The 12096-nt window shown below is 38.6% G+C and carries 9 protein-coding genes and 1 pseudogene; all 10 read left to right on the forward strand.

The genetic code is table 11. The features are described 5' to 3' along the window. The first annotated feature begins 471 nt into the window (after positions 1 to 471). The 10 genes and pseudogenes from purL to SYJ56_RS13760 all read left to right on the forward strand — a co-directional run bounded on the left by purL (position 472) and on the right by SYJ56_RS13760 (position 12093). Complete coding sequence (purL, locus tag SYJ56_RS13715; protein WP_323835201.1) at positions 472 to 4152, forward strand: phosphoribosylformylglycinamidine synthase; 3681 nt, start codon at positions 472 to 474, stop codon at positions 4150 to 4152. Between the two features lie 261 nt (positions 4153 to 4413). Beyond that, positions 4414 to 4995: a Crp/Fnr family transcriptional regulator gene (locus tag SYJ56_RS13720; RefSeq protein ID WP_323834987.1), complete on the forward strand. Its 582-nt coding sequence runs from the start codon at positions 4414 to 4416 to the stop codon at positions 4993 to 4995. Between the two features lie 56 nt (positions 4996 to 5051). After that, positions 5052 to 5390, forward strand: coding sequence for a hypothetical protein (locus SYJ56_RS13725; protein WP_323834988.1), 339 nt, complete (start codon positions 5052 to 5054; stop codon positions 5388 to 5390). 116 nt (positions 5391 to 5506) lie between these two features. Next, positions 5507 to 6085, forward strand: a complete 579-nt coding sequence (locus SYJ56_RS13730) for an NAD(P)H-dependent oxidoreductase (RefSeq protein ID WP_323834990.1) — start codon at positions 5507 to 5509, stop codon at positions 6083 to 6085. Between the two features lie 308 nt (positions 6086 to 6393). Then, a complete protein-coding gene (gene lhpI, locus SYJ56_RS13735) occupies positions 6394 to 7338 on the forward strand; it encodes a bifunctional Delta(1)-pyrroline-2-carboxylate/Delta(1)-piperideine-2-carboxylate reductase (RefSeq protein ID WP_323834992.1) in 945 nt (314 codons plus the stop codon). 587 nt (positions 7339 to 7925) lie between these two features. Continuing rightward, positions 7926 to 8354 (forward strand): hypothetical protein, encoded by a 429-nt coding sequence (locus SYJ56_RS13740; protein WP_323834993.1) that lies wholly within the window; start codon positions 7926 to 7928, stop codon positions 8352 to 8354. Between the two features lie 248 nt (positions 8355 to 8602). Beyond that, a pseudogene (locus tag SYJ56_RS13745) lies at positions 8603 to 8787 on the forward strand (DUF1501 domain-containing protein); the annotation flags it as partial. Between the two features lie 158 nt (positions 8788 to 8945). Further along, entirely contained in the window at positions 8946 to 9893 is a 948-nt protein-coding gene (locus tag SYJ56_RS13750) for a J domain-containing protein (protein ID WP_323834995.1), read from the forward strand. A 182-nt stretch (positions 9894 to 10075) separates the two neighbouring features. Continuing rightward, a complete protein-coding gene (locus SYJ56_RS13755) occupies positions 10076 to 11116 on the forward strand; it encodes a nucleoid-associated protein (RefSeq protein ID WP_323834997.1) in 1041 nt (346 codons plus the stop codon). Beyond that, the gene (locus SYJ56_RS13760) at positions 11116 to 12093 is read left to right on the forward strand and encodes a GTP pyrophosphokinase (RefSeq protein ID WP_323834999.1); all 978 of its coding nucleotides are present in this window, start codon (positions 11116 to 11118) and stop codon (positions 12091 to 12093) included. The genes SYJ56_RS13755 and SYJ56_RS13760 overlap by 1 nt, the downstream gene beginning before the upstream one ends. Positions 12094 to 12096: the final 3 nt, after the last annotated feature.

Here is a 12096-nt window from a genome sequence, read left to right on the forward strand (position 1 = left end):
AGTAAGTTACTTAAAAGTGAAATGATTTTTCATGGATTAGTTAAAAATTAGGCAGTCTGGTTCAAGTCTGGTTCTTCAGACCTGCCTGACCGGTAGGCAGGCTTGGACCTACGATAATGAAGTCTCCTGACTTCTGGTTCATTTTCATCATATAGCAGTCTGAAGACTGCATTGAAAAGGGCACAAGTCTGAAGACTTGCGCCAATCCTTAGTCTAACCAAAGTATTACTTAGTCTGGTTCAAGTCTTCATACTTGGACCACAATAATGAAGTCTCTTGACTTCTATTGCAATTTCACAACATAGCAGTCTGAAGACTGCATTTAGAAAGGCACAAGTCATGAGACTTGCGCCAACCCCAGAGCAGGCTCTTCCCACTGTGTAGTGCCGAATATTGAATACCGAAATCTAAACGCTAATTTTTCAAACTCCCCCCCAAATGCTTATCTTTGCATCTTACCAGCCAAAGGACATGATTTTCTTCTTTGAATCCCCTCTCAAAACCGTTTACGCTGTACAATCCCCACAACCTTTCGCTCCAGAAGACATCCAAAAGCTGACCTGGCTTTTTGGCGGAGCTACAGCTATCAGCAGCCCATCACTTACCGGAACATACTCAGGCCCCCGCAAGGAAATGATTACCCCATGGTCAACCAACGCGGTGGAAATCACTGCAAACATGGGCGTTCCGGGGATCATCCGGATTGAGGAGTTTTTCCCTCTAAATGATGGAGACAGCATAGACCCTATGCTTCAGCATAAGTTTGATGGATTGGATCAGGATATTTTTGATATACACCTACAGCCGGAAGCAATCGTAGCGGTCAGCGATATCGCTGCATATAATAAGGAGAACGGATTGGCACTTAGCCAAGAAGAAGTCGATTACCTGGATAATGTCTCAAAGCAATTAGAGCGGCCATTGACGGATTCTGAGGTTTTTGGATTTTCCCAAGTGAACTCAGAGCACTGCCGTCACAAGATTTTCAACGGTACGTTTATTATCGACGGTGTAGAAAAGCCTCAGACGCTTTTTCAACTTATCAAAGAAACTTCCAAGTTACACCCTAACCGTATCGCTTCAGCTTACAAGGATAATGTAGCTTTTGTTGGCGGACCAAAAGCCCAACAATTCGCACCTAAAACCCAGCATCAAGCCGACTTCTTCGAAACCCGTGAGATCGATACGGTTATTTCTCTAAAAGCTGAAACCCACAACTTCCCAACTACCGTGGAGCCTTTCAACGGCGCTGCCACAGGAGCGGGAGGAGAAATCAGAGACCGTCTTGCTGGCGGCACGGCATCCATTCCTCTTGCAGGAACGGCTGTTTACATGACTTCTTACCCTAGATCTGAGAAAGGAAGAAGCTGGGAAAGCAAGCTCAATGAACGTCCTTGGCTGTACCAAACACCTATGGACATTCTGATCAAAGCTTCCAACGGAGCTTCTGACTTTGGAAATAAATTTGGTCAACCGTTGATCTCCGGATCACTTTTGACATTCGAGCATGAGGAAGACGGCAAGCATCACGGATTTGATAAAGTAATTATGTTGGCAGGTGGTGTGGGATTCACCAATGCCAAATACACAAAGAAAAACGAACCAAAAGCCGGTGATCAGATCGTGATCATGGGCGGTGACAACTATAGAATCGGTATGGGCGGTTCGGCGGTTTCTTCATTGAATACAGGAGAACTCTCCAATGCCATCGAACTGAATGCCATCCAGCGCTCCAACCCTGAGATGCAAAAGCGGGTTTCCAATGTGATACGCGCAATGGCCGAGAACGAAAACAATCCAATTATTTCCATCCATGATCATGGAGCCGGCGGACATTTAAACTGCCTATCTGAATTGGTAGAAAATACCGGAGGCACGATTCACATTGACAAATTGCCGGTGGGAGACCCTACCCTTTCCGCCAAGGAAATCATCGGAAACGAATCTCAGGAGCGAATGGGCTTGGTGATTGGCAAAGAGAACGTGGACACCTTACATCAAATCTCCGACCGTGAGCGCGCGCCATTCTATGTGGTAGGTGAGACGACCGGAGATATGCATTTCAAATTTGAAAATGGGAAAACCGGTGAAAAACCTGTGGACTGGAACTTGAGCTACATGTTCGGTTCTTCGCCAAAGACCATTTTAGAAGACAAAACCACCAACGCATCCTTTGCGGAAGCAACCTATGAAGCAGATCTGATACAGGCTTACATCCGCGACGTACTGCAACTGGAGGCTGTGGCTTGTAAAGACTGGTTGACCAATAAGGTCGATAGATCGGTGACTGGTCGTGTGGCAACACAGCAGACTGTCGGCGAAATCCAACTTCCGCTAAATGACGTGGCCGTGATGGCTTTGGACTTCACCGGAAACAAAGGCATCGCAACGTCCATCGGACATGCGCCTGTGGCAGCTTTAGCAGATCCTGAGGCAGGAAGCCGATTGGCTATAGCAGAGGCGATGACCAACTTGATTTTCGCCCATATTCAGGACGGCTTGCAGGGTATTTCCCTTTCTGCCAACTGGATGTGGCCTGCCAAAAACGAAGGTGAAAACGACAGATTATATAGAGCCGTCGAAGCTGTTTCTGAGTTTGCCATTGATTTGGGAGTGAATATTCCTACAGGAAAAGACTCCCTTTCCATGACTCAGAAGTACCCTGACGGCAAAACGGTGTACTCCCCTGGAACGGTAATTATCTCCACCGTGGGAGAATGCTCAGATGTCAAGAAAACCGTGAAAACTGCCCTGAAACCAATCATGGGAAGTAGAATTCTATACATAGACTTTTCGAAAGACGACTTCAAACTGGCTGGCTCCAGCTTCTATCAGGCGCTGAATAAAGTAGGAACAGAAACGCCGGACATTAAAAACCCACTATATTTTGCACAGGCATTTACAGCTATTCAGGATCTAATCGATCAAACCTGGATTCTTGCAGGGCATGATATCTCTTCAGGTGGATTGGTCACAGCACTTTTGGAAATGTGTTTCCCTGTGCAGAATATTGGTTTGAAAGTGAAGTTAGATCGCTTGCATGAGCCGGATATGGTGAAAGCATTATTTGCCGAAAATCCGGGAATCCTGATTCAGGTGGATGATGAGCATGCGGTAGAAGCTTTATTGGTAGAAGCAGATGTAGATTATGTGGAACTGGCGAAAGTCACTGATTCCGGAAATATTGAATTTGCAGGAAAAGACCTCACGCTAGACATCGCTGAGCTTCGTGATGTTTGGTTCAGATCTTCTTACTTGTTGGACAAAAGACAGAGTGGAGAGCAACTAGCCAAAGACCGTTTTGATAACTATAAAAATCAACCCTTGGCTTTTGAATTTGCAGAAGGCTGGAAAGGTGACTTTGCGGCAGCAGGTCTGGATCCTTTCAGAAGCAATAAATCTAAAGCGAAAGCAGCGATCATCCGTGAGAAAGGTGTAAATGGCGACCGGGAAATGGCTTACTCGCTTTGGTTGGCTGGCTTCGAAGTGAAGGACATTCACATGACCGATCTGATTGCAGGACGTGAAAATCTGGAAGATGTGCAGATGATCGTATTCGTAGGTGGATTCTCCAACTCCGATGTGCTAGGTTCGGCTAAGGGCTGGGCAGGTGCCTTCCTCTACAATCCTAAGGCTAAGCAAGCACTGGACAACTTCTACGCAAGACCCGACACCTTGAGCTTGGGTGTATGTAACGGTTGCCAACTTATGGTGGAATTGGGCTTGGTCACTCCAGATCATGCAGATAAGCCAAAGATGCTACACAATGCATCCCATAAGTTTGAATCCACTTTCGTGAATGTGACCATTCCACAAAATGAGTCTGTGATGTTAGGTTCGCTAAGCGGTCAGAGACTAGGCGTATGGGTAGCGCATGGAGAAGGGAAATTCCACCTTCCTCAGGCAGAAAGCGATTACAACTTCACAATGAAATTCAGCTACGAAGCTTACCCAGGCAACCCTAACGGCTCCGATCATGCTACCGCAGGTATCGCTTCCGCAGATGGTCGTCATTTGGCGATCATGCCACATATCGAGCGAAGCCTGAAGCCTTGGAATTGGGCGCACTATCCAGCTGATAGAAATGATGACTTCACTCCTTGGATGGAGGCGTTTGTGAATGCGAGGAAATGGGTTGATTCTCATTCCTAATATTGCAACTTCATTATTCGACACTTGCCTGCCGTAGGCAGGTTCAGAGTTCAACATTCGGAATTAAAACTTACGAATTACGATTTTGGATTTACGGGATTTAACTGAACTTCAATCGTTATTTATAATTCTTAGATTTCAGATCTGGAATTTCAGACCTCAATCACACAAAATCCCTTGGAGCAATCTGAGGGATTTTTTATGAGTCAACCCCCAACAGGCAAATAGACGCGCAAAAGACGAATAAACAAGTAGTCAATTATGAAATATGAAAAAACAATAACTGGAATTGGCAAACTCTATTCGCCACTATCCATCGAATGCCAGCAAGATCTTATTGTCAACTCAAAAATCAGCACATTTAAAAGAGGGGAGATTGTCGTTCGTGAAGGCCAATTTTCGGAAAAAGCGTATTTAATTGTACAAGGTTGTGCAAGGGCATATTATTTGAAAGACGGAAAAGATATTTCTGATTGGTTTGCTTTTGAAAATCAGTTTATGGCCTCAATTGTCAGCTTTTTTAGTGAGAAACCTAGTCCTCATTATATTGAGTTTGTGGAAGATTCAATTGTTTTGGAGTTTTCAAGAGACACATTTGACAGCCTTTCCCACAAGTATCATGATTTTGAACGCTTCATCAGCAAAGTGGTGACTGAAACCATGTTAGGCCTGTGTGAAAGACTATACACAATTCAATTCAATAAAGCAGATGAAAGGTATAAGCACTTGATAAGTATCCATCCTGATATCACAAACAGAATTCCACTTACCCATATTGCCTCCTATCTAGGGATAACACTTGAGACTTTGAGTAGAATAAGAAATCCTAAAAACCGGACTTGATCTATATCAAATGATAACTCTTCCATTAGAATGATCTTTGTCAAAAGACTCAAAAAATGGAAGAAAACAACAAACAACCCAGATCAATTTGGGGGAAATGGTGGGAACCAATCAGAAAATGGTTTTATCCAGGCTGGCTACTATATGAAACGTCAGTTCGTTTTTATGATTACACACAATCAGTTCATCATTATTTTATAAGGCAGCAAGATTCCATCACATTTTATATTGGGAAATTTGGCACTCAAACTTTAGCTATTTTATGCAGTGTAGCCACCTTCGCTGTTTGTACAGCCTTTTTAACAATACCTGCTTGTTTTGTTCTCTATAAATTCTTCAAAACAGAAAATTTGACAGGGACTCCATTTGAAGAAAAATTGAAAACTATATTTTAAAGAATATGAAATCGAGCATGACTAAAAAGTCACACACTGGGATGATTATAATGCATGCGAGATTCCATCCCGATTTTCGGGACAGGTAATGACCATTAAAAACAAATTATAAACAGATGAAAAAAATATTGATTATAAACGGTCACCCCGATAAGGAAAGTTTCAACTTTGCTCTATCGGAAGCCTATAAGAAAGGTGCGGGACAATTGGATACTGAAATCAAGGAAATTAATATCAGAGAATTGGATTTCAACCCGAACCTTCAATTTGGATATAGAAAGCGAACTGAACTGGAACCCGATTTATTGGAAGCGCAAGACAAATTAAAATGGGCTGACCACCTTGTTTGGATATATCCGGTTTGGTGGGGTTCTGTGCCTGCCATGATGAAAGGTTTTTTAGACAGAGTCTTACTCCCGGGATTTGCGTTTAACAAAAGAGAAGATTCCTTGTGGTGGGACAAGTGTTTTACCGGAAAAACGGCAAGAATAATTTGCACATTGGATCAACCCACATGGTATTACAGATGGGTTTATGGAAGCCCAAGCCATAATGCCATGAAAAAGGTAACAATGAATTATATAGGAGTAAATAAAGTGCGGATTACAGCTATCGGCCCCATAAGGCTCTCTAAAGAAGAATTTAGAGCAAAATGGCTGAAAAAAGTCGAAACTCTGGGTCAAATAACGAAGTAATACCTGCTCCATTGAGCGAAGAATAAGCGTGAAGTTAGGCGGAGTTCCGTACAGCAATCGGAAGTAACTACGCCTTTCTTTCAAAACGAATTTGTAATTCGCTCAAAAAAGTACGGTCAGAATCCCAGTTATTAAACCAATTACAAATTGGTTAGAATATTAGGGTGTATTTGCAAACTCACCCAGCGTCCCGATGACCTTCTGAGCAAAAAGAAGTAGTCTACCTTAGGCGTAGTCTACACCCCCTCTGAGTGTGTTATTGAAGAAATCCTCGAACTTTGAGTCTTAGACCAATCCAATACACCACTATGCTAATTATACCTGAAGAGAAAATCAGTGGATACCTAGATTACACAGAACTGATTGAAGCGCTTCGTCAAATTTTCCAGTCTGATTATACCATGCCATTAAGGCACCATCATTTTTATAAAACACCGAAGGGAGATGACAACACCCTGATTCTCATGCCAGTTTGGAACAGCGAATACATGGGCATGAAGCAGGTCACTGTAGCACCGGCAAATGCCAAGGATAATATGCCTTCTATTTTTGCTCAGTATATTCTTAGTGATTCCAAAACGGGACGACCCTTGGCTTTGATGAATGCCACTGAGCTAACCGCCCGGAGAACGGCTTGCACTTCCGCACTTGCCGCTTCTTACCTATGCAGAGAAGATGCAGAAAATCTGCTGATCGTAGGTGGTGGGAAAGTGGCTCAACATCTAGTTCAGACTCATTTGGCTGTAAGAAAATTTAAGAAGGTTAGTGTATGGATGCGTAATACTGCCAAAATGGAAGAATTCGTAGCCAGTTTGAACACTCAGGGAATTCATACGGAAGCGGTAACTAACTTAGAAGAATCAGCTCGTAAGGCAGACCTCATCGCTTGTGCCACGCTTTCCAAAACTCCAATTATTAAAGGAGAGTGGATCAAACCCGGAACACACTTAGATATGATCGGTTCTCATAAACCAGACACTCGTGAAACCGACGATGACGCAATTCGTAAGAGCTCAATCTTTGTTGATTCACGTATGGGTGCACTTCATGAAACTGGTGAACTTGCACTGCCTATCGCTGACGGGATCATCAACGAAAGAGATGTCAAAGCTGACATAGTTGAACTGATCAAAGGCATTCACCCCGGAAGAACCTCGGATGAAGAGATAACTCTTTTCAAGTCTGCCGGCTTAGCCATCGAAGACCTTGCAGCCGCTCTACTTGTTTATAAAAGCTATAATCCCACTGTCTAAGAGCAGGGCTGTTCATCCCCACTCAGTGTAGCCAGATAGCTGGTGGGAGACTGGGTTGAGGGATATTCCTCTTAAACTTCGAAATTCATCATTTGAAACTTGCCTATCTACCACAGGTTCGACACTAGTCCGCCGTGGCGGAATTAAAACTTACGAATTACGATGTTGGATTTACGGGATTGAACTGAACTTCAATCGTTATTTATAATTCTTAGATTTCAGATCTGAAATTTCAGACCTCAATCACACAAAATCCCTTAGAGCAATCTGAGGGATTTTTTATGAGCCTGCTTTTGAGTATTTTAAAGAAACTTTTCAATTAGGCTGATGAAGACGATTTTTACCTGAATGGAAAATGGAACAGACCGGCTGTATATTTAGGAGCTTCTGGGACATAACTCAAGTAAAAACACTGACACTTGTACGTCAAAAAGCCCTTCAAAAGATTAAGAGTCAATTTGATGATCTATAATAACAAACCCAGAGAAAACAGCAATTTATGGCTACTATCGAAGCAGACTAAGGAACTAAAAGCCAAAAATTGGCTAAAACAAATAAGTTAGCGGAAACCACAAAAACCCAACATTATGGAAAAAATCAGAAATGAAATTTCAATGTTAATGGCTGATTTAGATACAAATATTTTAAAATATGATAAACTCGCCTCAGCAAAATATACTACTTGGAAAGCGCTACAACTGATAACTATTGTGACTGGATTTACAACATCAATTGTTGTGATAATTTCTTTAGTCACAAAATGGACAGATATTGCCAAAATAATTTGTGTCTTTTTACCATTTTTAGGATCATTTGCTGCGTCTTTAATTAGTTATTTAAAACCTCTAGAATTATATATTCAAAAAGTAAACGCTAAAATTGAATTTAAAAATTTACTAGTATCCAGCAAAATTCAGTTTGCAAAATGTAGTTCATTAGATGATTATCAAAATTTGCTGGAACTTATAATCCAGAAAATAGGTGAAATTGAAAATCTTCAGGATAAAAAATTCTAAAGCTTCCGCTAACAACTTGGTATTTGTGGAGCTTGCAAAGCCATGGATGAAACCGCTGTCACTGCCTGCCCCGATTCTTTCGGGGGAGCCGAGTTCTCAGGGGAGATTTCTAAAGGCTAATATCAGAAAGCTGAAAATTAACTAAATCCCTTGGAGAAATCTGAGGGATTTTTTTTTGTTCAGGATTAAGTTATATCTTGACTTAGCATTTTTCGCAAGATGAAGTCAGCAAATTTCAAAAATAGCGTGGTTTTAGCCCTGGGGAAACAGATGATTTCGGCTACAATGTGGTCAAAGACCCAGTATCTGTGCACGACCTAAGGCCACCATGCTGCACCTCTTCGGAATCGACCACGAGCGGCTCACCTTTAAGCATCTGGATAGAAGATACCAACTGACGGATGTGGAAGGAGAAATGATAAAGTGGATTTTAGGCTGTTTGGAAAGGAATTTTAGAAATATACCCTGTACTGGGTATTGTGAAGAAAGGGTTTAGTTGGGATATTTTAACAAAATATGATTACAAAAAATCAGCGTCAGGAATATCATTAATATCCTTTAAAGAATCCCTCTTTAAGCAACATAAGAAAAATGGCCAGAAGACCACTAAGTATCCCTGAAGAGGTTAAAGTGAAAATAAGAGAACATATATCAGAGAGTTATAAAAATGCTCTAGATGGATATTATTCAGCTAATGAAGAGGAAGATGCCTTGACAGGTGATTTAGGAGCTACATTAAGAGTTAAAAATCAAAAAGTAATTGTTAAAAGTGAAAAACAATCTGGAACATGGACTTGGTCAATTAACTACCACAAGTTTAGAGGACGTGGGCCTGGAGCCACTGAAAGCCTTTTAGGTGCGGATGGAATTTTTGAATTATCTTTAAAAGAAGGTAATTACATTCAAAAAAAGAATTTACTCTTTCAATCAAAAATGAATTGGAAAGACGATCCGAACTTAATTCAACAAACATTAAAATTAACAACATGGAGGGAGGCCGCCTTTGTATTAAATTTTACACCAGATGTTTTCGAAGCCATAGATCTTGATACCGTTATTTCATCTAGAGGAAAGAGACTTGAGTTGACAAAAACAAAAAAACTAGATGAGTTTTTGGGCCATGATTTCTTGAACTGCCATGTTGGAGATATGGATTTGAAATATGACGGAAAAGCAAGAAAATTAATTTGGCGAACAAATAAAGGTGAAACAGTTGCTACAAAATTTTCAATACCTCATCGAATAGCGGTAGAAGTGAAAGCTCCAACTAGAACTCATGGAAATGACATGAACTATGACAGAGAAATACCACACGATGAAATTTACAAAAATAGAATGGAAGCATCTAAAGAAGACATACTATCTCTTGAATATAATGCTACACTTAAAGAACTGAAAAAAGCAAGGATCGGAAAAGCATTAATTTACCATAGTGATAAATTTACTTTTAAAGATGATTTATTAAATGAAATAATGAAAACGAGAATGCACGAGGTAAATCAGGCTCATGATTCACTCAAACAAAAATTTAAAAAGTAGCTGCTTTATTTAAATTCATTCTGAAAAATCAACTCTTACTATTAAATAATAATTTAATTAATCAGACATAAAACAAGTTACAGCCTTTATTAAATGATATTTATAATTAAATGTTAATAGAAATTACTAGCATAAAAGAATACTCATTCAATAAACCCACATACCCTTCAATATAAATTTAAATGGCAACTAAACTAGACACAAGTACAATAATAATCAAAAAAATTATTGTACACAGTATTCCTAGGCACAAAAAAGGTGATCTTACAATTGAACCTCAATATAGCGAACAAGAAAGCTCCCTGCCAGATGGTTTACGCGTGTTTTTCAAGGATAAAATAATCAATTCATTGCAGAGCAATAAAGAATTAAGAGTTTGCTACAATACTGATGACGTTTCTCCTGTATCAACTTATATAAATAAAATCCTAAATTCAAACGGAAAAGATTTTATAGAACAATCAAAATTAATAACAAAATATCTTTTTGAAATACAAGATGGACAAAACGCCTCAGGGATATTAGTAGTTATATATGGAAAGATAAATGATAAGAACACTTGCATTATCATCAAATTAGAAAGGGATGAAGGTGCCCAATTAGAACTTAATCCAAAGACGAAATCTTTTAACATTAAAGATGTAAAAGACTTAATGCTAACTAGAAGAACTAAAATATATAAAGTAGGCTTATTCGTAAACAAATCTGAGTTTAAGATAAAATTTGATGGTAGTACAGCAGACTTACAAATTGACCCAAAATCAAAGAAAGAAGTAACCACTTGGTTTATAGAAAAATTTCTTGGTTGTGTCCCACTTTTAGACCCAAGGACAACAACTAAAAAATTCTACGATCTCACAACAACCTTTATACAAACTATAGATGAGCCAATTAAAAAAGCAAAGTATACTCAAGACTTAAATTCATACCTTCAGAAAAATTCATCTAGAATAAGTGCGAATGAATTTGCAGATGATTATATGGAAACAAATGAAAAAGATAATTATAATCAATATTTGAAAGAAAAGAATTTCAGAATGTCAGAGTTCCCAAAAGACAATTCCTTTATTGAAAGGAAAATCAAAACCATAACAATGCTACTTACAAATGACATAGCAGTAATTGGAAAAAAAGGGACCTTTGAGAACAATGTGAAATTAGAAAAACAAAATGATGGAAATACCAAAATAGAAATAATCTCTAAAGTGAAAAGCATTAAATAATGAGTGAGCTTAAAGAAATTATTGAATTATGGAATAAAGAGCAACCATTATACGAAAATTTAGGTAAAAAAGTTTGCGAATTTATAAAACAAAAAATTACTGACTACGAACTTTTGCCTGAAATTCAATACAGAACAAAAGAACTTTTAAGCTTAATTAAAAAGATTAAGAAAAAACAAAATGAAAAAGAATATACATATCATCATTTAAAAGATAAATTAGGAATACGAATAATCTGTACCTTTCAAGAAGACATGATCATCATTGACAAACTTATAAGAGATACATTTAAAATTATTAGTATTGAGTACAAGCAAGAAAATTTGGATTTTAATAAATTAGATTATGTATCAAATCACTATGACGTTAAAATCAAACAAAACATCAAAGAGTTTAAAAATTATAAAGAACAAAGAGATTTCTTATTTGAGATTCAAGTAAGAACATTAAATCAGCATGCATGGTCTAATACTTCACATTCACTTTCTTATAAGCAAGAAAAAGAATTGCCACAAAAACTAAAACGCAAGGTTTATAGATTGCTAACTTTATACGAGTTAGCTGATGATGAATTTTCGAGTGTAAATAAAGCTCTAAAAGATTATAGAGATAATCAATCGTATACATTATTGAGAAAACTTGAAGGGAAATTCTACAAATACGCCAAAATTGATTTTGATAGAGAAATATCTTTGAGTACACTTGATATATTATTAGGATACTTAGAAGAAAAAATGATTGAAAAGGTAATAAATGAGATTGACACATTTATAATAATTAATGAGAAGAAAATTGGAAGAATATATAACGATAATAGAGGTCGATTTTATGAGATACTATATTTATCTCAACCTGAAATATTTGTTATTTGGTATTTAATTCAACACAATCCATATACGATTAAAGATAATTGGGGAAATAATTTTGAATATGAGGATCTTGAGCAAATTCATACACTTTGGGGAAGCGAAATTTAATTT

Origin of the sequence: Algoriphagus aurantiacus, assembly GCF_035156405.1 — a bacterium.
GTDB classification, from domain to species: domain Bacteria; phylum Bacteroidota; class Bacteroidia; order Cytophagales; family Cyclobacteriaceae; genus Algoriphagus; species Algoriphagus aurantiacus.